The organism is Streptomyces sp. UG1 (assembly GCF_049974585.1).
In the GTDB taxonomy this organism is placed as follows: domain Bacteria; phylum Actinomycetota; class Actinomycetes; order Streptomycetales; family Streptomycetaceae; genus Streptomyces.
Genome location: NZ_JBNGGG010000015.1, coordinates 148022 through 169751, shown reverse-complemented (window position 1 = coordinate 169751; position 21730 = coordinate 148022). Strand labels below are relative to the sequence as shown.

General features: G+C 71.0%; 19 protein-coding genes and 6 pseudogenes. 15 read left to right on the top strand and 10 right to left on the bottom strand.

Annotated elements, in window-relative coordinates:
- The first annotated feature begins 78 nt into the window (after positions 1-78).
- The 6 genes from glnT to ACP4J3_RS18930 are packed head-to-tail and all read left to right on the top strand — an operon-like array spanning position 79 to position 6008.
- Complete coding sequence (gene glnT, locus ACP4J3_RS18955; RefSeq protein ID WP_426535823.1) at positions 79-1407, top strand: type III glutamate--ammonia ligase; 1329 nt, start codon at positions 79-81, stop codon at positions 1405-1407.
- A gap of 11 nt (positions 1408-1418) precedes the next feature.
- Positions 1419-2294 carry a class II glutamine amidotransferase gene (locus tag ACP4J3_RS18950; RefSeq protein ID WP_426535821.1) on the top strand — a complete coding sequence of 292 codons (876 nt, stop codon included), beginning with the start codon at positions 1419-1421 and terminating at the stop codon, positions 2292-2294.
- Positions 2282-2956, top strand: coding sequence for a glutamate synthase (locus ACP4J3_RS18945; RefSeq protein WP_426535819.1), 675 nt, complete (start codon positions 2282-2284; stop codon positions 2954-2956). Before ACP4J3_RS18950 ends, ACP4J3_RS18945 begins: the two co-directional genes overlap by 13 nt.
- 23 nt (positions 2957-2979) lie before the next feature.
- Positions 2980-4299 carry an FMN-binding glutamate synthase family protein gene (locus ACP4J3_RS18940; protein ID WP_426535817.1) on the top strand — a complete coding sequence of 440 codons (1320 nt, stop codon included), beginning with the start codon at positions 2980-2982 and terminating at the stop codon, positions 4297-4299.
- A complete protein-coding gene (solA, locus tag ACP4J3_RS18935) occupies positions 4296-5384 on the top strand; it encodes an N-methyl-L-tryptophan oxidase (protein WP_426535815.1) in 1089 nt (362 codons plus the stop codon). Before ACP4J3_RS18940 ends, solA begins: the two co-directional genes overlap by 4 nt.
- A gap of 9 nt (positions 5385-5393) precedes the next feature.
- Complete coding sequence (locus tag ACP4J3_RS18930) at positions 5394-6008, top strand: helix-turn-helix domain-containing protein (protein WP_426535813.1); 615 nt, start codon at positions 5394-5396, stop codon at positions 6006-6008.
- Between the two features lie 208 nt (positions 6009-6216).
- On the opposite strand, the pseudogene ACP4J3_RS18925 reads toward ACP4J3_RS18930, so the two are convergent.
- A pseudogene (locus ACP4J3_RS18925) lies at positions 6217-6442 on the bottom strand (ISAzo13 family transposase); the annotation flags it as partial.
- Positions 6418-6660, bottom strand: a pseudogene (locus ACP4J3_RS18920) (transposase); the annotation flags it as partial. The pseudogenes ACP4J3_RS18925 and ACP4J3_RS18920, both read right to left, overlap by 25 nt.
- Positions 6661-6806: 146 nt before the next feature.
- Between ACP4J3_RS18920 and ACP4J3_RS18915 the strand changes: the two are divergent.
- Complete coding sequence (locus ACP4J3_RS18915) at positions 6807-7613, top strand: enoyl-CoA hydratase-related protein (RefSeq protein WP_426535811.1); 807 nt, start codon at positions 6807-6809, stop codon at positions 7611-7613.
- Positions 7610-8680 carry a CaiB/BaiF CoA transferase family protein gene (locus ACP4J3_RS18910; protein ID WP_426535809.1) on the top strand — a complete coding sequence of 357 codons (1071 nt, stop codon included), beginning with the start codon at positions 7610-7612 and terminating at the stop codon, positions 8678-8680. Before ACP4J3_RS18915 ends, ACP4J3_RS18910 begins: the two co-directional genes overlap by 4 nt.
- 222 nt (positions 8681-8902) lie before the next feature.
- Here ACP4J3_RS18910 and ACP4J3_RS18905 read toward each other — a convergent pair whose 3' ends face one another.
- Entirely contained in the window at positions 8903-10105 is a 1203-nt protein-coding gene (locus tag ACP4J3_RS18905; protein ID WP_426535807.1) for an IS110 family transposase, read from the bottom strand.
- 344 nt (positions 10106-10449) lie between these two features.
- Between ACP4J3_RS18905 and ACP4J3_RS18900 the strand changes: the two are divergent.
- A pseudogene (locus ACP4J3_RS18900) lies at positions 10450-10904 on the top strand (SpoIIE family protein phosphatase); the annotation flags it as partial.
- 125 nt (positions 10905-11029) lie between these two features.
- Complete coding sequence (locus ACP4J3_RS18895; protein ID WP_426535805.1) at positions 11030-11713, top strand: TetR/AcrR family transcriptional regulator; 684 nt, start codon at positions 11030-11032, stop codon at positions 11711-11713.
- Between the two features lie 19 nt (positions 11714-11732).
- Here ACP4J3_RS18895 and ACP4J3_RS18890 read toward each other — a convergent pair whose 3' ends face one another.
- The gene (locus ACP4J3_RS18890; protein ID WP_426535803.1) at positions 11733-12359 is read right to left on the bottom strand and encodes a TetR/AcrR family transcriptional regulator; all 627 of its coding nucleotides are present in this window, start codon (positions 12357-12359) and stop codon (positions 11733-11735) included.
- A gap of 70 nt (positions 12360-12429) precedes the next feature.
- Here ACP4J3_RS18890 and ACP4J3_RS18885 point away from each other — a divergent pair, with 70 nt between their 5' ends.
- A complete protein-coding gene (locus ACP4J3_RS18885; protein ID WP_426535801.1) occupies positions 12430-12825 on the top strand; it encodes a hypothetical protein in 396 nt (131 codons plus the stop codon).
- Positions 12826-13093: 268 nt separating this feature from the next.
- Here the strand turns inward: ACP4J3_RS18885 and ACP4J3_RS18880 are convergent, their stop codons facing one another.
- The 6 genes and pseudogenes from ACP4J3_RS18880 to ACP4J3_RS18855 all read right to left on the bottom strand — a co-directional run bounded on the left by ACP4J3_RS18880 (position 13094) and on the right by ACP4J3_RS18855 (position 17098).
- On the bottom strand, positions 13094-13285 hold the full coding sequence (locus ACP4J3_RS18880) for a hypothetical protein (RefSeq protein ID WP_426535799.1): 192 nt from the start codon (positions 13283-13285) through the stop codon (positions 13094-13096).
- A gap of 97 nt (positions 13286-13382) precedes the next feature.
- On the bottom strand, positions 13383-14423 hold the full coding sequence (locus ACP4J3_RS18875; RefSeq protein WP_426535797.1) for an NAD(P)-dependent alcohol dehydrogenase: 1041 nt from the start codon (positions 14421-14423) through the stop codon (positions 13383-13385).
- A gap of 66 nt (positions 14424-14489) precedes the next feature.
- Positions 14490-15231: pseudogene (locus tag ACP4J3_RS18870) on the bottom strand (SDR family NAD(P)-dependent oxidoreductase).
- Positions 15228-16202, bottom strand: coding sequence for a phosphotransferase family protein (locus tag ACP4J3_RS18865; protein WP_426535795.1), 975 nt, complete (start codon positions 16200-16202; stop codon positions 15228-15230). Before ACP4J3_RS18865 ends, ACP4J3_RS18870 begins: the two are co-directional and overlap by 4 nt.
- Before the next feature lie 286 nt (positions 16203-16488).
- Positions 16489-16659 (bottom strand): annotated as a pseudogene (locus tag ACP4J3_RS18860) (acyl-CoA dehydrogenase family protein); the annotation flags it as partial.
- Complete coding sequence (locus ACP4J3_RS18855) at positions 16607-17098, bottom strand: acyl-CoA dehydrogenase family protein (RefSeq protein WP_426535793.1); 492 nt, start codon at positions 17096-17098, stop codon at positions 16607-16609. The gene ACP4J3_RS18855 and the pseudogene ACP4J3_RS18860, both read right to left, overlap by 53 nt.
- 257 nt (positions 17099-17355) lie before the next feature.
- On the opposite strand from ACP4J3_RS18855, the gene ACP4J3_RS18850 reads away from it, so the two are divergent.
- From ACP4J3_RS18850 to ACP4J3_RS18835, 4 genes and pseudogenes are all read left to right on the top strand, one after another.
- Positions 17356-18117 carry an enoyl-CoA hydratase-related protein gene (locus ACP4J3_RS18850; protein WP_426535791.1) on the top strand — a complete coding sequence of 254 codons (762 nt, stop codon included), beginning with the start codon at positions 17356-17358 and terminating at the stop codon, positions 18115-18117.
- Between the two features lie 42 nt (positions 18118-18159).
- Positions 18160-19326, top strand: a complete 1167-nt coding sequence (locus ACP4J3_RS18845; RefSeq protein WP_426535789.1) for a thiolase family protein — start codon at positions 18160-18162, stop codon at positions 19324-19326.
- Between the two features lie 32 nt (positions 19327-19358).
- A pseudogene (locus ACP4J3_RS18840) lies at positions 19359-20129 on the top strand (3-hydroxyacyl-CoA dehydrogenase).
- A gap of 64 nt (positions 20130-20193) precedes the next feature.
- Complete coding sequence (locus tag ACP4J3_RS18835; protein WP_426535787.1) at positions 20194-21669, top strand: aldehyde dehydrogenase; 1476 nt, start codon at positions 20194-20196, stop codon at positions 21667-21669.
- Positions 21670-21730 lie beyond the last annotated feature (61 nt).

The following is a 21730-nucleotide window of genomic DNA, read 5'->3' as shown; positions in this document are numbered from 1 at the left end:
CCGTAATCCCAAGGGTGTCTACTCCTATGCAACGAAGGTTCATCGCAGTGAACACTTCATCGTCCTCAGGGAGGCCCCATGAAGACCGACCCAGCAGCGGACGTCCCCGATCTCGCCGAGCTGGTCCGCGCCGACGGCATCGAGTTCGTGCTGGCCGTCTTCGTCGATCTCACCGGCAAGCCGTGCGCCAAACTCGTCCCGGTTCAGTCCGTCGAGGAACTGCGCGACGAGGGCGTCGGCTTCGCCGGATACGCGGTCGGCGCGCTCGGCCAGCAGCCCAGCGACCCCGACGTCATCGCCCGCCCCGACGCCCGCTCCTACACGCCGGTCCCCTTCGTCGAGCCGGGCCTCGCGCTCGTGCACTGCGACCCGTATGTCGAGGGCGCACCGTGGCCGTACGCACCGCGCGTCATCCTCCGTTCCGTCCTCGAGCGGGCCGCGGCCCAGGGCCTGTCGCTCTCCGTCGGCGCCGAGGTCGAGTACTTCCTCGTCAACCGGGACGAGCACGGCGCGCTGACCGTCGCCGACCCCAAGGACACCGCGCCGCAGCCCTGTTACGACGCCCGCGGCCTGACCCGGATGTACGACCACCTCACCGGCGTCTCCAGCGCGATGAACAGCCTCGGCTGGGGCAACTACGCCAACGACCACGAGGACGCCAACGGCCAGTTCGAGCAGAACTTCCACCACGCCGACGCCCTCACCACCGCCGACCGCGTCATCACCCTGCGCTACCTCGTGTCGGTCCTCGCCGAACGGCGCGGCATGACGGCGACCTTCATGCCCAAGCCGTTCACCGACCGCACCGGCACCGGCATGCATCTGCACCTGTCGCTGTGGCGCGGCGACGAACCCACCTTCCCGGCCGCCACCGACGTACGCGGCCTGGGCCTGTCCCCGCTCGCCTACTCCTTCGTCGCCGGGATCGTCGAACACGCCCGCGCACTCCAGGCGGTGATCGCGCCCACCGTCAACTCCTACAAGCGCACCGGCGCCGTCTCGACCCGCTCCGGCGCCACCTGGTCGCCGCGCGTCGCGGGCTACGGAGGCAACGACCGCACCCACTTCGTGCGCGTCCCCGACGGCAACCGCATCGAGCTGCGCGGCGGTGACGGCGCCGCCAACCCCTACCTCGCCGCGGCCGCCACCCTGGCCGCCGGCCTCGACGGCATCGAACGCGGCCTCGACCCGGGCGAGCCCGGCGCCACCGGCAAGGGCCCGGAACTGCCGCCCACCCTGCTGCACGCCGTCGAGGCCCTCCAGGCCGACGACGTGATCAGCGGCGCCCTGGACGCGGCCGGCACTGGCGTGAGCCGCTACTTCGCCGATCTCAAGCGCGAGGAGTTCTTCGACTGGCACTCCACGGTCGGCCCCTGGGAGCTGGACCGCTATCTGACCGCATTCTGAAGGGACTTGAGATGTGCGGAATCGTCGGGCTCCATCTGCGCGAGCCCACCCTCGAACCCAGGCTCGGCGAGCTGCTGACCGGCATGCTCGGCCAGGTCGTCGAGCGCGGACCCGACTCGGCGGGAGTCGCGGTCTACGGCGACCCCGTGCTGTCCCCGCCGGGACGCGCCGTCGTCTCCCTGCTCGGGGTGACACCGGCCGAGGCGGAGGCCGCGCTGCCGGGCGCCGTGGCCGTCGCCGCCGACGCCACGACCGTGCTGCACGCCGATCTGCCGGTCGCCGACCTGCCGGCCGCCGTGCGGGACGCGCTGCCCGCGGCCACCGTGATCGGCTCCGGCGCCGACATGGCCGTACTCAAAGGCGCCGGAAACCCCGTGGAGCTGGCCCAGTCCTTCGGTCTCGCCCAGGTGACCGGCTGGCAGGGTGTCGGCCACACCCGCATGGCCACCGAGTCCGCCGTCACCCCCGAAGGCGCCCACCCCTTCTCCGTCGGCCCAGGACAATGTCTCGTCCACAACGGGTCGTTCGCCAACCACGCCACCATCCGACGCGAACTGCGCGCCCAAGGCGTCAAGTTCGACAGCGAGAACGACTCCGAGGTCGGCGCCCGGTTCGTCGCCCACCAACTGGAGCAGGGCGCCGACCTGGAGAAGGCGCTGCGGCTGCTGTGCGAACGCTTCGACGGCTTCTACACGCTCCTCGTCTCCACTGGCGACTCCTTCGCGGTCGTCCGCGACGCCATCGCCTGCAAGCCCGCGCTGGTCGCGGAGACACCCGACTGGGTGGCGATGGCCTCCGAATACCGGGCGCTGGACGTCCTCCCGGGCATCGAACACGCCCGCATCTTCGAACCCGAGCCGGAAGAGGTGTACGTATGGCGGCGCTGATCGACCTGGCCGAGAGCCCGGTCCGCGACCTCAACCAGGCCCTGCACTCCACGGCCGCAACCTCGTGGCGGGTCCTCAACCCGCACGGCGCACACGCGGTGGCCTGCGGGATCCGCGCGGAGCACACCGTCGACATCGAGGGCCACGTCGGCTACTACTGCGCCGGCATGAACCAGCACGCCACGGTCACCGTGCACGGCAACGCGGGCACCGGGGTGGCCGAGAACATGATGTCCGGCACGGTCCGGGTGCACGGCAACGCCTCCCAGTCCGCCGGCGCCGCCGCCCACGGCGGCCTGCTCGTCATCGACGGCGACGCCTCCGCCCGCTGCGGCATCTCCATGAAGGGCGTGGACATCGTCGTCGGCGGCAGCGTCGGCCACATGAGCGCCTTCATGGGGCAGGCCGGCCGCATCGTGGTGTGTGGCGACGCGGGCGACGCGCTGGGGGACTCGCTGTACGAGGCCCGGATCTACGTCCGGGGCACTGTCAAGTCCCTCGGCGCCGACTGCGCGGAGAAGGAGATGCGCCCCGAACACCTCGCCGAACTCGCCGAGTTGCTCAAAACGGCTGAGCGGGACGAGGACCCCGCCGACTTCCGCCGCTACGGCTCCGCCCGGCAGCTGTACCACTTCAAGGTCGACAACACGACCTCGTACTAGACCTGTACCAGAGGAGTTCAGCCATGGATCCCGCATCCCACGGCCTGCGCGAGTCGGCGACCTTCGACCGCGCCACCATCCACGCCATCCAGCGCGCCGCCGAGACCGGCATCTACGACATCCGCGGCTGGGGCGCCAAGCGGAAACTCCCGCACTTCGACGACCTGGTGTTCCTCGGAGCCTCCATGTCCCGCTACCCGCTGGAGGGTTACCGCGAGCGCTGCGACACCGACGTCCTCCTCGGCACCCGGCACGCCAAACACCCGCTGCACCTGTCCACCCCGGTCACCATCGCCGGCATGAGCTTCGGCGCCCTGTCCGCCCAGGCCAAGGAGGCGCTCGGGCGGGGTGCCAGCGAGGTCGGCACCTCGACCACCACCGGCGACGGCGGCATGACCCCCGAAGAGCGCGGCCACTCCAAGCATCTGGTCTACCAGTACCTGCCATCCCGCTACGGCATGAACCCCGACGACCTGCGCGCCGCCGACGCCATCGAGGTCGTCCTCGGTCAGGGCGCCAAGCCCGGCGGCGGAGGCATGCTGCTCGGCCAGAAGATCACCGAACGGGTCGCCGGGATGCGCACCCTGCCCGTCGGTATCGACCAGCGCAGCGCATGCCGCCACCCCGACTGGACCGGCCCCGACGACCTCGCCATCAAGATCCTCGAACTGCGCGAGATCACCGACTGGGAGAAGCCCGTCTACGTCAAGGTCGGCGCCACACGGACGTACTACGACGTGAAGCTGGCCGTCCACGCCGGAGCCGACGTCGTCGTCCTCGACGGCATGCAGGGCGGCACGGCCGCCACCCAGGACGTGTTCATCGAGCACGTCGGCATCCCCACCCTGGCCGCCCTGCCCCAAGCGGTACGGGCCCTGCAGGAGTTGGGGGTGCACCGCGAGGTGCAGCTGATCGTCTCCGGCGGTATCCGGGGCGGCGCCGACCTCGCCAAGGCGATGGCGTTGGGCGCGGACGCGGTCGCCATCGGAACGGCCGCCCTCATCGCGCTCGGCGACAACCACCCCAGGTACGACGCCGAGTACCGCGAACTGGGCTCCGCCGCCGGCTATTTCGACGACTACCAGGACGGCCGCGACCCCGCCGGCATCACCACCCAGGACGAGCATCTCGCCTCCCGCCTCGACCCGGTCGAGGGCGGCCGGCGCCTCGCCAACTTCCTGCGCGTGATGACCATGGAGGCCCAGACCCTGGCCCGCGCTTGCGGCAAGGCCCACCTGCTGCACCTCGAGCCGGAGGACCTGGTCGCTCTTACGATCGAGTCCGCCGCCATGGCCCGCATCCCGCTCGCGGGCACCGGCTGGATCCCCGGGGAGGGTCTGTGATCGCCGTCGTGGGTGCAGGGCTGATGGGCGCGGCCACCGCCTGGCAGCTGGCCCGCCGGGGCCACGAGGTCACCCTGATCGAGGCGTACGACATCGGCCACAAGCACGGCAGTTCGCACGGCAGCTCACGGATCATCCGGCGGGCGTACACCGACCCCTTCTACATACGGCTGACCGGGCAGGCGTACGAGCAGTGGCGCGAACTGGAGGACGACAGCTCGACTCCCTTGCTGCGCACGACCGGTGGCCTCGACATGGGTGAGGAACGCGACCCGAAGGCGATCGCCGACCTCCTTGCCGCGGCCGGAGTACCCCACGAACTCCTCGGCCCGGAAGCCGCCTCGGAGCGCTGGCCGTACATCCACTTCACAGGTCCGGTGCTCCACCACCCGGACGCGGGCGTGGTCGACGCCGACCAGACCGTCGCGGCTTGCGTACGGCGGGCGATTGAACACGGCGCACAAGCGATCATCGGCACACGCGTCACGGGCATCGATGTCCAAGGCGGCGACAAGGTGCTCCTGCATACCGACGACGGCCGCGAGATCGTCGCCGACACGGTGGTGGTAGCCGCGGGCGCCTGGCTGCCCGAACTCGAACTCCCTGTCCCGCTCCCGCCGTTGCAGGTGACCCAGCAGCAGGTCTTCCACTTCCGGCAGCGCGAGCCGTCCGTCCGGTGGCCGACCCTGATCTGGGACGGGGCGGTGCACCTGTACGGCCTGCCCTCGGGCAGTGACGGCGGCACGCTCCCCACGATCAAGGTCGCCGAGCACGACCGCGGCACCCCCACCACCCCCCGCACCCGCGACAGGGTCGTCGATGCGTCGTCCCGGACACGGGTGAGCGGCTTCGTACGAGACCACCTCCCGGGTCTCGAACCCGACCCGGTGGCCGAATCGACCTGCCTCTACACCACCACCCCCGACGAGGACTTCGTCCTCGACCGCCACGGCCCCTTCGTCATCGCCTCCGCGTGCTCCGGCCACGGCGCCAAGTTCGCCCCGCTCATCGGCGCGATGGCCGCCGACCTCGCCACCGGCCACGCCGATCCCCACCCCCGCTTCAGGCTGGACCGCGCGGGCTAGGATTCGCCGGTGAGCGAGCACCCCACCCCCGCAGAGGACTCCGACGACAAGTCCCTGGAGCGCATCATCGCGGTCCGGGCCCGCGAGTACCGGCAGGCGGCCGGGCTCTCGGTCGGCGAGATGGCGCAGCGGGTCGGCATCTCCAAGGCCATGCTGTCGAAGATCGAGAACGCCCAGACCGCGTGCAGCCTCACCACCCTCTCCCGGCTCGCCCGCGGTCTGGACGTCCCGGTCACGGCCCTGTTCCGCGGCATGGACGACGAACGCGAGGCGGTCTTCGTCCCCGCCGGTCACGGCGCCCGGATCGTCCGGCGGGGCACCAAGGTCGGCCACGAGTACGCCCAACTCGGCTCGCTGCGAGGCGCCCACAAACGGATGGACGCCCTCCTGGTCACCCTGACCGAGCAGAGCGAGGTCTTCCCGCTCTTCCAGCACGCCGGCACCGAGCTCCTCTACATGCTCGAAGGCGTCATGGTCTACGGCCACGGCAAGTCCAGCTACACCCTGCGTCCAGGCGACGCCCTCCAGTTCGACGGCGAGGCCCCGCACGGCCCGGAAAGACTGGTCGAACTCCCCATCCGCTTCCTTACCGTGACGGCCTTCGGGGACAGCCCGCAGCACTGAAAACCGGCTTTGATCAGCCACGGAGCTGTCCTCTACTGCGGGAAACGCCGTTCCGGATGCTCGCGAGCACGGTCCCAGCAGGTTCTTGGTCTGCTTGTGGTACACGAACGCGATGCTTGCTGACCTGCGCAGATTGCGTACACCGCAGATTCTGCGCAGTGCCTTGGCCCGTGACTGGTCCGGATCTTGGATTGGGAAGAGGGGGCAGGAACTTGCGCTGTTCGGCCTGGGCTGCCTGCGCGTGGGGCCGGCTGGGCGCACAGTGCGTGCAGTTCGGGTGAGGTCATGCCGCTCAGAGGTGGGTCGGTGAGCATCGTCAGGACCTGCGACCTGGTGTGGTCGCGGTCTCTGGTGTTGATCGCGCAGTCGCCGGTGTCGCCAGCCGGGGCGATCGTGTAGTTCCAGGATCTGTGCTGGTCATGGGGCGTGACCGGTTGCCGCAGATCCGCGACACCTCCGACTTCGAGATCCCGCTGTCCGCTTCCAGCGCTTTGACGAGGTTGTCGACGGAGCGGGTCGGCACACCGTGCACGTATGCCTCCATCACGACGGCGAACAAGGCGCGGACGATGCGCTGGCGCCGCTCCAGCAGTGAGGGGAAGAGCGATCCGGTCCGCACCTTCGGGATCTTCAGGTCGACGTCGCCGACTGTCCGGTCCTCTCGTCAGATCCGCCTCGTACGCATGCTGTGGGCATGCGGCATATCGGCATGCGTCTGCGGGGTGTCTTACCTCACCGCCTCCCCTGTTGCACGTCGGAAAACGCGAGAGCAATAATGGCGCACATATTTTCAGACTGATGGAGTCTATTAATTGCTCCAGGTCTCCGCACGCCGATGGAGGCACACGATGGAGGCACAGGAATGAGCACCTGCTGGTCACCCTGAACCGGCCCCACGCCATGAACGCCGTCAACGCCGACCTCAGTGCCGCCGTCGGCGCGGCACTGGAGGCGGCGGAGCAGGACCGGGAGGTCCGGGCCGTGGTGCTCACCGGCGCCGGTGACCGGGCCTTCTGTGCGGGTGCGGATCTCAAGGCGCTGGCCCGAGATGAGTCCATCGCGGCGCCGGGCCACGAGGACTGGGGCTTCCTCGGCTACGTGCGCCACGCCATCAGCAAGCCGACCATCGCGGCCATCAACGGCTTCGCCTTGGGCGGCGGCACCGAGCTGGTGCTGGCCAGCGACTTGGCCGTGGCCGCCGACACCGCCGTCTTCGGGCTACCGGAAGTGTCCCGCGGCATCTTCGCCGCCGCCGGCGGCGTCTTCCGTCTCCCCGAACAGCTGCCGCGCAAGATCGCCATGGAGATGGTGCTGACAGGTGAGCCCTTCGACGCGGCCCGGGCTCTGCAGCTCGGTCTGGTCAACCGGGTCGTCCCGGCCGCTGAGGTGCTCGACACCGCGCTCGCGCTGGCCGAACGCATCGCGGCCAACGCGCCCCTCGCCGTCCAGGCGAGCAAACGGGTCGCGCTCGGCATCCGCGAGGGTGGCGTCCCGGGCGAGGCCTGCGTCTGGGAGCACAACGACCAGGAGATCCGCGGGCTGCTCGCCACGGACGACGCCAAGGAAGGCACCCGCGCCAGCTGGCCGACCTCGGCGCCGGAGTGATCAAGGTCGAGGCGCCCAGCGGTGAGGCCGCCCGCCGGATCACCTCCACCCAGCCCGGTCTGGAGCACCTGACGCCGTACTTCCTCCCCTTCAATCGCGGCAAGAAGTCCGTAGCGGTCGACCTGCGTACCGACGAGGGCAGGAAGCGAGTGCTCGCCCTCGCCGACACCGCCGACGTCATCCTGGAGGCCTTCCGGCCCGGCGTCATGGACCGCCTGGGACTGGGCGCGCAGGCAGTCCAGGAGCGCAACTCCCGCTGTGTGTACGCCTCCCTCTCCGCGTTCGGCGGTGAGGGCGACGGGGGCCGGCGCCCCGGCATCGACATGCTGGTTCAGGCCGAGTCCGGGCTGCTGACCGGACTGCGCAACGCCGAAGGCACCCCCCTGATGATCCGCTCGACCATCGTCGACGCCGCCAGCGGGCACGTGCTGGCCCAGGCGGTACTGGCCGCGCTGCTGGGCCGGGAGCGGCACGGCCGCGCGGATGTGGTCAAGGTCGCCCTGTACGACGTGGCGTGCAGTCTGCAGGCCAACAGCATCAGCCTGCAGCTCAACACGGACGGTGCACCGGACGCAGGCACTCCTGCCAGCGGCCGCACCCCGTTCGCCACCGCGCCCTCCGGCATCTACCGGGCCGGCGACGGCCGGTTCCTCGTGGTCGCCGCCTACGTGCCCAAGCACTGGACGCTGTTCACCGAACTGCTCGACCGGCCGGACCTCGCCGAGGACCCGCGGTTCGCCGACCAGGCGGCGCGCTCCCGGCGCAACGCCGAGCTCACCGTCGAACTGAACGCCGCGTTCGCCCAGCGCGGTGCGGATGAGTGGATCGAGCTGTTCCGCAAGGCCGGCCTGATGGCCACGCGGGTGCACTCCTGGAAGGACACCGTGGACTCCGCAGCCTTCGCGGAGAGCCGCCTGGGCGTCACGGTCACCGACGGCGAGCGCACCGAGACCGTCGTGCGCACGCCCGCTCGGTACGCCGGATTCACGCCCGCCGCCGACCGCCCGACGCCGCGCCTCGGCGAGCACAACGACGAACTCCTCGGACCGACCGCGGCGACGGCGTGACGGACCGACCCGTCAGCCTCCACCGCCCGTAACCACCGCAGGCACCACCGGGTTCCCGACGGTGGGCACTCGACAGCCATGACCGGGCTGTTCGCGCGTGGTCTTCTGCTGGGCGTGGTCCCGGTGTGGCGCACCAAGCAGCCGGACCCCTTCGACGAGGACGACGCAAACCCAGGGGAGGATTCTCAATGACCGTGTCAAGCAGTGTGCGTGATGATCGTGTCAAGCCGTCTGCGTGACCGGCGTGGCGGAGGTGAACAGCCTCTTGTCACGCAGCATGGCCCACAGGACATCGACCCGGCGGCGCGCGAGTGCGAGCAGGGCCTGGGTGTGGTGCAGCCCCTCGGCGCGTTTCTTGAGGTAGTAGTCCCGGGAGAGGCCGGGACGCATCATCGCGGTCTGCGCGGCCATGTAGAACACCCAGCGCAGGCGGCGGTGGTACCGCTTGGGCCGGTGGTTGTTGCCGGTGCGGCGGCCGGAGTCACGCGGTACCGGGGCCAGGCCCGTGTGGGAGGCCAGACGGCTGGCGCTGTCGTAGGCTGACAGATCGCCGACGATCGCGACGAACTCCGCACCCAGGACGGGTCCCATGCCGGGCAGCGATTCGATGATCTCGGCGCGTTCGTCCAGGCGGAAGGTGTCGCGGATCTCCCGGTCGGTGTCCTTGATCCGCTCGTCCAGGGCGAGGAGCTGGTGGGCGAGGTCGCACACGAGCTTGGCAGCCCGCTTCTCACCGGGAAGTGCGGTGAGCTGGGACTGGGCCGCCTCGACTGCGCGGGCGGCGACGCCGTCGGCGCCGCGGACCGTGCGGCGCTCCAGCCAGGTCGTCAGCCGCTTGACGCCGATCCGGCGCAGGGCAGCTGGGGTCTGGTACTCGGTGAGCATGACGACGGGGCCCTTGGCGGCGGAGTAGTCGAAGGTCCGCTCCAGGGCCGGGCAGATGCCCACCAGGGCGTCCCTCAGCCGGTTGATCAGCCGTACCCGGTCGGCGATCAGGTCGGCGCGGTGCGCGGTCAGCAGCCGCAGCGTGGCCACGGTCTCGTCCGGGATGCCCAGCGGGGCGAAGTCCCGTCGCATCCGGGCGGTATCGGCGATGACCAGGGCGTCCTTGGCGTCGGTCTTGCCCTCGCCGCGGTAGGCGCCGGACATCCGGTGCACGGTGCGGCCGGGCACGTAGACCACCGGCTGGCCGTGGGCAACCAGGAGCGCGAGGAGCAGGGTGGAGGCGCGGCCGGAGATGTCCACCGCCCACCGCACCTCGTCGGCCGTCTCGCAGGCATCCGCGATGAGCTGGAGGATCTCGGTCTCATCGTTGACGATCTTGCGGGAGAACACCGTCTGGCCTTCGATGTCGATGGCGACCGCCCAGTGGTGGCCCTTGCCGGCGTCGATGCCGACCCATATGCGTGCCTGACGCGTACTCAACCGCGTGCGCAGTCGGAGCGTCCCGGAGGACCGGGCGGCCAATCCTCCCGAGCCATCAACAGCAGAATCGCATCAGCCATACCCGGTCCTCCCGGACCGCCTCAATTCTTAAGGAGATCGCATCGCGGGCCGCGCTCGCCGTGGCCAACGCCCGCCGCTACACCCGCGAGCACCGCGCGGGCGTCGCCTTGCACCACAGTCCGTTTCCCCCGTCCCGCCCCATCACGCCGGCCGTGGAAACGGCCGGCATTCATCAGGCAGCGGGCGGAGCGGGAGAAGTCCGCGGTGGCTGGTTCGACGCCATCGCGCTGCCTTCGCTGCGCATCGCTCTGGTCGCCGAGCGCGGCTGGCCCGCCAGAGCTGCCACGAGCCGCCTGCGCGCCGCCGCGCAGACCCTCGCTGACCTCGAACTCTCCTGACGACCCTCAGCCACGTGGACGACCTGGTTCAGCTCCTGGCTCGTGATACACCTCCGGGCGTATTCGGCACCGTCGGGAAGACTCGCCTGTATGCCGTCCACGACCCGGTCGCCAGCCGTTGCACTCTGGCCAGTGCGTGCCATCCGCCACCCGTTCTGGTGCGGCCCGATAGCACAGCCGAGATGGTGACGGCCGTCGGCGACGACCTTGCCTTCACCATCGAACTGGTGGTCAGCGAACTGGTCACCAACGCCGTGCACCACGCGGGTGGCTGGGGCGGGCTGCGTCTCATCTGTGAGAACGTCCTGGTCTGTGAGGTCACCGACCCCAGCAACATCCAGCCGCGCCTGTGCCGAGCCCGGACCGCCGACGAGGGAGGCTGGCCCGTCGCCTCTCGGCGTGCCCTCCGTCCCGGTCGGTCGCGCCGCCACCCACACTTGATCTTTACTTAGCGCTCGCTAAAATCGAGGACGGGTATCGGCGTCTTGCCAGGAGGGTGGAACGCATGACAGCGAGAGTACTGGGCGAGTCCTCTGAACACGCGGTCCAGGAGACGGCGGCGCCGATCAGCGACTGGCGGGTGTTCGAGCCGCTTGAGCTGCCGCCGACGCTCGCCGGCGCGCTCGCCGCCTTTCGTGAGCACGGCTACCACGGAACGTCTGTGCGCGATATCGCCCGCCGGGTCGGGGTCACCGTACCGGCCCTCTACTACCACCACGAGAACAAGCAGGCCATGCTCGTCGCGCTGCTGGAGCGTGCGATGGACGAGGTGCTCACGCGGGCCCGGCTGGCCGATGCCGAGGCCGAGGGGCGCGTCCTGGAGAGGTTCGCCAACGTAGCGGAGTGCGTCGTGCTCCATATGACCCACCGCGTGGCGACGGCCGGACTCGACGCAGAGCTGCGCTATCTCGACCTCGACAACCGCAAACGGTATGCCGCTTTGCGCAAGGAGCTCGAAAGGCTGCTGCTCGGCATCCTGGAGGAGGGCGTCGACCAGGGACTCTTCGAGGTCGACCACGCGCCGGACACCGCACGGGCGCTGCTGGGCATGTGGCAGTCCGTGGCCACCTGGTACCGCGACGGAGGACCGCTGACGCCGCAGGAGATCGCCGACCACTACGTGTCGATCTCGCTGCGTGCCGTGGGTGCGCGCGTACGTCCTGCGCCCCGCGCGCATGCGGCGGGATGAGCCGCGACGACCGGGCGCTTCAGGTGTCGGCCGTCGTCGCCCCGCGCACACCGGCCAGAATCGTGTCGACGAGCTCGTCCAGGTAGGCGTCGGCCCGGGCACGCGCCTTCTCGCGCATGGCAATGGGGGTGACGGTGGCGTGCATCATCGTGGCGCCGAAGACCAGGTCCATGAGCACGGTCGGACTTGTGCCCGCAGGCAGATCGCCGCGCGCCACCGCGTTGTGCACCAGCCGCCGTGCGGCGAGCACGGTGGGGCTTCCCTTGCGATGACGGAAGCCGAAGACCTCTGGATGCACCGACGTGTCAACGATGCGGCGCATGAAGGCGTGCCCCGTGTCACTCCAGAACATCTGCAGCATCTGCTCGGCCAGGCGGCGCAGATCGGCTCGCAGATCGCCGGTGTCGATGTGGGTGTCCAGCACTATGCGCGCGTCCAGAGCCGCCACCAGCAGCGTCTCCTTGTCGGGCCAGCGCTGGTACAGCGACGCCTTGCCGACCCGCGCGTTGCGCGCGACCGCTCCCATCGTGAAGCCCTTCAGCCCGCCGCGTCCGTAGACCTCCACCACCGCGTCATAGACCCGGTTCTCGAACTCCGGATCGCGCGGGCGCCCACGTGGCGCTCCTGTGCCGGATGCGGCCGCCATCCCTCGTAGCTCCTCTCCACACACGCCCGGCCCTGCCGTTCCGCGAAGCCCGGCTGACACTGTGTAGGTCATGATTACACCCCGCAAGGACGCCATCATGACCTGCATCCGTGACGACCGATCGGGTGCGCGCCGCTGGACCAGCCGGTCCGCGTACCCGGGAACCGGGGGCTCGCTCGACACCCCGGGCGCGGTGACCGACGCCAAGCCGAAGCCGGTGACCGGCGGCCGTGAGCCACGGGCCCTTCGGGTCGAGGGTGTCGAGCACCAGCCGGTGGGCCACCGCGTCGGCCAGGAGACCGTAGTGGTCCACGACCCGCAGGGGGCAGATCCGCGGGACGTTGACGTCGGTCACCCCGTCCATCGGATGGCCGAGGGCTGCGGCTGCACGAGCTCGTCGGTGAGGGCGCCGATCGAGGGGTACGACGGGCCCGCGGGCAGGGTGCCCGGCGCATCGACGCGATGAAGGCGGAGCCGTGACGCAACTGCCAGGCGACTTCGGGGCACGAGACGGTCGCATACAGGAGGTTGCCCGTCCACGCGCTGTCCAGCGGCCCGGCCAACGCGATCGCGTCGTCCATGCGGGCGGCCGCCAGACCCGGCCACCAGCGCAGGACCCAGAACGGATGGACCGCGCCCTCACTGTGTCCGATCATCGAGATCTTGGGGCGGGCCGACCGGCCGGTGCATGGTGCGCACCGCGTACACGACGTACTCGGCGCAGACCGTGGCGTTCACCGAGGTACGGCCGGGCAGGGCCACCGTGCACACCGGGTGTCCCCGCTGGTCAGGGCGCGCCGGTATCCCCAGTCCCACGCCTGAGCCGGCGTCATCCGGGTGCCGTGGATCAGCGGCACGGGCGTCTTGCCGGTGGCGAGGTCCGGGGAGCACGACAGCGCGGCGGCGAGGCCGGCGGTCGGCGTCATGAGCAGGGCCGGTACCACCGCGCTCAGTGCCTCGATGGTTCGGATCGCGGTGTGCGTGCGGCTTCTCTCGGGGCCTGGGCAGATGTGCCGGAACGGGTCAGAACGTCAGGACCGGCTTGATCGCGTTCCCGGCGACGACGTCGTCGACGGCCACGGCGATGTCCTGGAACGCGTAGGCGGTGATGATGTCCTGCAAGGGCAGCAGCCCCTCGGCATGCAGCCGCAGCAGGTGCGGGATGAACTCGCGGGGCGTCGCGTCTCCTTCGATGCACCCCCGCACGGTCTTGCCGTTCCGCACGAGGTCCTGGACGTCCAGGTTGAGATTCGCGGCGCCGAGGCCCACCAGTGCCAGGGCGCCGGTGCGGCCGAGGGAGAGCGCCGCGTCCGTGATGGCGGACGGGATGCCGGAGGTGTCCAGGGCGTGGGTCGGGCCACCGCCCGTCAGGTCGCGCACCGCCTCGACCACGGCCACCGCGGCGGGGTCGAGCGCGACGTCGGCGCCGAGCCGCAGGGCCGTGTCGCGCCGGGCCGGAACCGGGTCGACCGCGACGACGGTCGCGACCCCGACGGCCCGCGCCGCCATCACCGCCGCGCACCCCACCGCGCCGACCCCGTACACGACGAAGGTGGACCCGGGCGCGGGGCGCAGCACGTTGAGGACCGCCCCCGCCCCGGTCTGCACCCCGCAGCCCAGGGGCGCGGCGGCGACGAGGTCGGTGTCCCGCTCCACCACGACCGCGCAGGCGGCCGGGGCCAGGACGTGGGTGGCGAAGCTGGACTGGCCGAAGAACGTGCCCGCGACCGGGGATCCGTCCGACGCCCGGTGCAGCGTGTACGTACCGTCGGTGCGCGGGCCGGGCAGGTTGAGCCGGGCGAACGCCAGACAGTAGGCGGGCCGGCCCGCTGCGCACTGGGCGCAGGTGCCGCAGTGCCCGTAGCTGAGCACCACCTTGTCTCCGGGCCGGATGCCGTTGACGCCCGGGCCTGTCTCCTCGACGACGCCCGCGCCCTCGTGGCCGAACACGTACGGTCCGCCCTCGGGCGGCAGGATGCCCCGGAAGTGCAGGTCGGTGTGGCAGATGCCGCTCGCCACCATGCGGACCAGCACCTCGCCCTCGCGGGGTGCGTCGAGCGCCACCCGCTCCAGTGCGAAGGACTCGTCCGGTCGGTACGACAGTGCGGGAGACGGCGGGCGCGGTTGCGGTCAGGCCCGCCAGAGTTCGGTGCCGGAGCGCACGACGGGCAGGTACGGCACGATCGCCCGGGGCGACAGCCGGGTCAGGGCGAGGACCAGCTCGGCGACGTCCTGACTGGTGATCATCGCGTGGGGTGGGACCCGGTCATGGTTCCAGGTGCTCATGTCGGTGTCGACGTAGCCGGGGCAGATGGCCGTGGCGGACGCTCCGGCCTGAGAGGTCTCGGTGTTGACCGCCTCGCACAGCGCGGTCAGGGCAGCCTTGCCGGCTCCGTACGCGGCGAGTCCGGGTTCGGGAGCACGCGCGGTGATGGAGGAGATCGCCACGATGCGCGCGCCCCGCTCGAGTTCGCGCGTGGCCGTGTGCCGCAGCACGTCCATGCAGGCGTCGATGAGCAGGAACGGTGCGCGTACGTTGACGGCGAACTGCTTGTCGAACCGGTGCGGCGGATACCCGCCGAGCGGTGCCGCGGAGCCCACACTGGCGCTCAGCACCAGCATGTCGAGGCGCTCGTACGCCGAGCGGTGGGCCTCGGCCAGGCGGTGTACGTCGTCCTCGGCGGCCATGTCCGCGGTGACCGTCGCGGCGCGTACGCCGCGCTGTGCGCAGTCCTCAGCCGTTTTCCGCAGGGCGTCCGCACCGCGGGCTCAGGGTGAGGTCGAATCCCGCCGCCGCGAGCCGGACCGCGACGGCGTGCCCGATACCGCGGGAGGCCCCGGTGACCAGGGCAGTCCTCCTCGACCCGCTCACCGGGCCCGCCCCAGCACCGACAGACCCGCCAGCACCAGTTCGGGAACCGAGTCAGCCGCTCCCGCGAAGCCCTCGCCGACGGTGACGCCTTGCCGGTGGCGGGCGTGGACCCCTTCAGCGATCACGGCGATCTTGAAGTGGGCCAGGGCTCGGTAGAAGGGGAGCTGCGTCAGGTCCCGCCCGCTGACCAGGGCGTACTGCTCGGCGAGTTCCAGGGGCTCGGGGAACCTGGGATCTGTCGCGGCGGGCCCGTCGAGCAGCGCGTCGACGGCAGGTTTGCGGTAGGCGAGGAAGGTGCCGATGTCGGCCAGCGGGTCGCCGACCGTGGAGAGCTCCCAGTCCACGATCGCCCGCACCCGGCCCAGGTCGGCGGGGTCCAGGGCCTGGTACAGCCGGAGGAGATCGGGCAGGGGGCGGGTGGCCACCAGGTCCCACTGGACGCGCCAGCGGTCGACCTGGCGTCGCAGATAGCCTTGGGGGCGGCCCCAGCGCCCCAGCCCGATCAGGTCGTAGTCCACGAAGTGCAACCGGGCGAGCTGCTCGACCAGCCCATCCGCCCACCGCCGCAGGTCGTATGGGGTGAATTCGGCGATGTCCGTGCGGTACCGCAGCACACGGCCCTCGACGTAGGAGACGACGGTGAAGGGGGCTCCGATCACGTCCTCCTCCACGCAGAGGGCGAGCGGGTGGGGCACGGCCACGCCGCTGCCGCGCAGAGCGGTCATCACTCGGTACTCCCGTGCGACGTCGTGCGCGGACGGCGTGAGGCCGCCCAGCGGGGGTCGGCGTACCACCCAGGAGGCGCGGCCGTCGGTGACGTGGTACGTCAGGTTGGACCGGCCGCCGTGCAGCATGGTGGCGGTCAGCTCGCCCTGGCAGGTGCCGACGTGCTGTGCGAACCATCGGCCCAGGGCGCCCAGGTCGAGGCCGGGCGGGTCGGCGATGGCGCTCGGGGTGGTCGGAGAGGTCATGGCGTGGCCTCCTGGGTGCCTGCAGCGCCCGTAGCCCCGGTGGTGTGACGGACCGGGCAGCCGCCCGCGGGGGCGGCCGGGAAGGTATCGAGCTCCGCGATGCGGTAGCCGTTCGGATAGCCGCGGACCGTAGGCGGGCCGGTGCCAGCCGGACCTGCGCGTAGGCGAAGCCGTTGCCGACCTCGCCGAGCACCGCGTCACCGCCGACCGCGCAGCCTTCGAGCGCGATCTCGCAGTGGCCGCCGAGGAACCCTCGGTCGAGGCTGGGCACGTGCCGGACGAGGCGGAAGCCCGGGGTGGCGGCCGGGACGAGGAAGATCGTCGCCTCGGGAGAGGCGTCGGTGCCTCCAGTGCGGGCCATGACGATCGCGAAACCGGCTCCTTCGGCACCGGTGATGAACCACTTACGGCCGTCGATGACCCAGCGGGCGCCGGAACGACGGGCGGTCGTGGCCAGCTGGGCGGGGTCGGAGCCTGCCCCCCGGGGCCGGTTCGGTCATCGCGAAACAGGAGCGCACCTCTCCCGCCGCCAGCGGCTTGAGGAAGCGGTCGCGCTGCTCCGCGTCGGCGGCCCTTTCCAGCAGCAGCATGTTGCCCTCGTCGGGCGCCGCGCAGTGCAGGGCCAGCGGGCCCAGCAGGCTGTACCCGGCCTCCTCCGGGATCACGGACTGCCCGCTCATGTCGAGCCCCAGACCTCCGTACTCCTTCGGCACGGTCGGGGCCAACAGCCCGGCGTCGCGGGCGGCCTGCTGCAGGCGACGGCGCAACGCGTCGTCCGGCTCGCCGGAGCCGTGCAGCATCTCGGCTTCGGCCGGCAACACCGTCTCGCGGACGAACGCCGCAGTGCGGTCGCGGAGCTCCGCGAGCTGCGGATCAAGGGTGAAATCGATCGCCATGCGGTCCTCGCGGCTCTGAGAGAAGGCGATTACTTATCGATCGCTCAGAACGTAGAAGGCTGGCTGCGGGAAGGTCAATACTTGCGCACTGCATCTTTCGTTGCGGTAGGTGGGTACGCGCAGCCAGTGGCGCGGGGCCACTCCTCGCGGAGTCCCTAGGCGCTTCCTCTTGACCGTCTCATTGTCACCCGCCTAGCCTTACTTATCGATCGTTAAGTAAGTTGGAGTGGACGGGTATCTGCGAGGAGGCAGCCGACATGGCTGACGATGATTCGCCCGAGCCCGCACCGGTGGTCATCCTGGAGCGGCGGGGCAGTACTTCCCTGATCACCCTCAACCGCCCCGAGGCCCTCAACGCGGTGAATGCCGAGGTTTCCGCCGCTGTCGGCGCCGCACTGGAGGATTTCGCCGCCGATCCCACTCTGCGGGTGGCCGTGCTCACCGGGGCCGGGCGCGCGTTCTGTGCCGGAATGGACCTCAAGGAGGCCGCGGCGGGCCGGGACGTGCTGGATCCGGCGTACCCGGAACGGGGCTTCGCCGGGCTGGTGCGCCACTGGATAGACAAGCCGCTCATCGCCGCGGTCAACGGCCCGGCGCTGGGCGGCGGAGCGGAGATCGTGCTCGCCTGTGATCTCGTGGTGGCCGACGAGAACGCCGTCATCGGCCTGCCCGAGGTCCGGCACGGCCTGTTCCCGGCGGCGGGCGGGGTGCTCCGCCTGCACCAGCGCATCCCGCGCAACATCGCGACCGCGGCAGGCTGGGGCCTCGTCAACCGGGTGGCACCGGCAGGCAAGCCGGTCGAAACGGCCCTGGAACTGGCGGAGAGCATCGCCGCGGGTGCCCCGCTCGCCGTCGAGGCGATCAAGCACCTGATGCTCAGCGCCGCCGAGGGCGACGACGAGGCCGCCGCCTGGGCCGAGAACGACCGCGCATGGCAGCGGATCAAGGCGACCCGCGACGCCCAGGAAGGCCCGCGTGCGTTCGCCGAGAAGCGTGCGCCCCACTGGACCGGCACCTGACCGCCTGCCCCACCCCTCCCTGCACGCAAAAAGGAGTAAGACATGAATGACGCCGTCATCGTCGACGTCGTACGCACCGGGTCCGGCAAGGGCAAGCCCGGCGGCGCCCTCTTCGGGCATCACCCCGTGGACCTGCTCGCCACCGTCCTCAAGGCACTCGTGGAGCGCAACGGCCTCGATCCGGCCCTCGTCGAGGACGTGATCGGCGGCTGCGTCTCGCAGTCCGGCGAACAGTCCCTGAACATCACCCGCACCGCAGTGCTCGCCGCCGGTTTCCCCGAAACGGTGCCCGCGACGACCATCGACCGTCAGTGCGGCTCCAGCCAGCAGGCGGCGCACTTCGCCGCGCAGGGCGTCCTGGCAGGGGTCTACGACGTCGTGATCGCCTGCGGCGTGGAGTCGATGAGCCGCGTGCCGATGGGCTCCTCCGCGCGCGGCGCCGACCCCTCGGGCGAACTGCTGCGCCTGCGCTACCCGGAGGGACTGATCCAGCAGGGCATCTCGGCCGAACTCCTCGCCGTGCGCTGGAAGCTGGAGCGAGGAGAACTCGACGCGTTCTCCGCCCGCTCCCACCAGCGGGCGGCCGCCACGGCCGCCGCGGGCGGCTTCGCGAACGAGATCGTCCCCATCGGTGAGCACGTCACGGACGAGACCGTGCGGCCGGGCACCACCGCCGAGGGGCTGGCCGGGCTCAAGCCCGCGTTCCCCGGCGCACCCGGCGCCGAACGCTTCCCCGAGATCGACTGGCGTATCACCGCGGGCAACTCCTCGCCGCTGACCGACGGCGCCTCCGCCGCCCTCATCATGAGCGCCGCGACCGCCCAGCGGCTGGGGCTGCGCCCGCGCGCCCGCTTCCACTCCTTCGCCGTCACCGGCTCCGACCCGCTGCTGATGCTCGACGGGGTGGTCGCCGCTACGCACAAGGTGCTGGACCGCTGCGGACTGTCGATCGGCGACGTCGACGCCTACGAGGTCAACGAGGCGTTCGCGCCCGTACCGCTGCTGTGGCAGCACGCACTGGACGCCGACCCCGAGCGGCTCAACCCGCGCGGCGGCGCCATCGCGCTGGGCCATCCGCTCGGCGCCTCCGGCACCAGGCTGCTGACCACGCTGGTCAACCACCTGGAGACCACCAACGGCCGCTACGGCCTGCAGACCATGTGCGAGGGCGGCGGCATGGCCAACGCCACGCTCATCGAACGTATCTGACACCCCATCGACCCAGCAGGGAGACGAACGCAGTGAACATCGAAGGAAGCGTCGCACTCATCACCGGCGGAGCGTCGGGCCTGGGTCTAGCCACCGCCCGGCGGCTGCTGGACGCCGGGGCGACGGTGGTCCTGGCCGACCTGCCCTCCTCCGACGGCTAGACGATCGCCGCCGGCCTCCCCGGCCAGGCCGTCTTCGCCCCCACCGACGTCACCAGCGAGGCGGACGTCGCCGCCGCCGTGGACACGGCTGCCGGACTCGGTGAGCTGCGCATCGCCGTGAACTGCGCGGGCATCGGCACCGCGGGCCGCGTCCTGGGCAAGAACGGGCCGCTGCCACTGGCCGGCTTCGACCGGATCATCCAGGTCAATCTGATCGGCACGTTCAACGTGATCCGCCTGGCCGCCGAGCAGATGGCCGCCCAGGACCCCCAGGGCCCGGACGGCGAGGAGCGCGGCGTGATCGTCAACACCGCGTCGGTGGCCGCGTACGACGGGCAGATCGGGCAGGCTGCGTACTCGGCCTCCAAGGGCGGGGTGGTTGGCCTCACCCTGCCGATCGCCCGTGATCTCGCCTCCTTCAAGATCCGCGTCATGACCATCGCTCCCGGCCTCTTCGAAACACCGATGCTGGCGTCGCTGCCCGAGGAGGCCAAGGCCTCGCTCGGCGCGCAGGTCCCCCACCCGTCGCGTCTGGGCCGGCCTGCCGAGTACGCCGCCCTCGTCCAGCACATTGCCGAAAACCTCATGCTCAACGGCGAGGTCATCCGCCTCGACGGCGCGATCCGGATGGCCCCCCGGTAACGCCCGGCGCCGCCACCCGTACGACACCTGCCCCGCCCGTACGACACCCCAGACCGGAGCCGCAGTGACCACGCACACGGACACAGACCCGTACATCGAGCGCACCGCCCTGTTCATCGACGGCGACTGGCAGTCGACGCTGAGCGAGGAGACGTACACCGTCGTCTCACCCGCGACCGAGGAGCCCATGGGCCGCGTCCCCGTCGCCGGCGCCAAAGACGTCGACCGCGCGGTGGCCGCCGCCCGGCGCGCTTTCGAAGGGCCGGGATCCCCGTGGGCCGCTGCCACTCCCGTCGAACGCGCCCACACGATGGAGCGGTTCGCCGCCGCGATCCAAGCGCGCGCCGAGGAGCTGGCCCGCCTGGTCACCCGCCAGAACGGCATGCCCATCGCCATGTCACCGATATTCAACGCCCACAGCCCCGCGGCGATCCTGCGCTACTACGCCGGGCTCGCGCGGACCTTGGAGTGGGAGGAACGGCGCCCCGCCTTCACCGGAGGTACCACCCTGGTGCGGCGGGAGCCGGTGGGCGTCGTAGGGGCGATCGTGCCGTGGAACTATCCGCAGGCGCTGGCCATGATGAAGATCGCACCCGCGCTTGCGGCCGGCTGCACCGTCGTCCTCAAGCCCGCCCTGGAAACCTCGCTGGACGCCTACGTCCTCGCGGAGGCCGCCACCGAGGCGGGCCTGCCGCCCGGGGTGCTGAACATCCTGCCCGGCGGCCTCGAAGCGGGCGAGGCCCTGGTCGCACACCCCGGAATCGACAAGATCGCCTTCACCGGCTCCACCCCCGCGGGCCGCCGGATCGCCGAGGTCTGCGGCCGGCTGCTGCGCCCGGTCACCCTGGAGCTCGGTGGCAAGTCCGCGGCCATCGTGCTGGACGACGCCGACCTGGACGCCACCCTCTCCGGCCTAGCCGGCGCGTCCTTCGCCAACAACGGTCAGACCTGCTACCTGAGCACCCGTATCCTGGCCCCCGCCACGCGCTACGAAGAGGTCCTGGAAGCCGTCTCCGCGCTGGCCGACGGCTTCACGGTCGGCGACCCGCTCGATCCGCATACGGCCGTCGGCCCCATGGTCTCCCAGCGCCAACGGGAGCGGGTCGAGGCATACATCGCCTCCGCGGACGCCGAGGGCGCCCGGCGGGCCACGGGCCCCGGGCGCACCGGCCGCCGTCCGGAGCGGGGCTGGTATGTCGAGCCCACGGTCTTCGGTGACGTGACGCCGGACATGACCATCGCCCGCGAGGAGATCTTCGGCCCTGTCCTGGCCGTCACTGCCTACGGCTCGGACGAGGAGGCGATCGCCCTGGCCAACGACACCGAATTCGGTCTCGGCGGCACAGTGTGGACCACCGACGAGGAGCGCGGCCTGGCCGTCGCCCGCCAGGCGCGCACTGGCACCATCGGCGTCAACGCCTACGGCCTCGACTTCCACTCTCCCTTCGGCGGCCGCGGAGCCAGCGGACTCGGCCGCGAACTCGGCCCCGAGGGCCTGAGCGCGTACCTCGAATGGAAGTCGGTCTACCTTCGGTCCTGAGCCTGGGCAGATGTTCGGCTCGGGCAAGATTTTCGTGGCCGAGATCAACGTCTGGGATCGG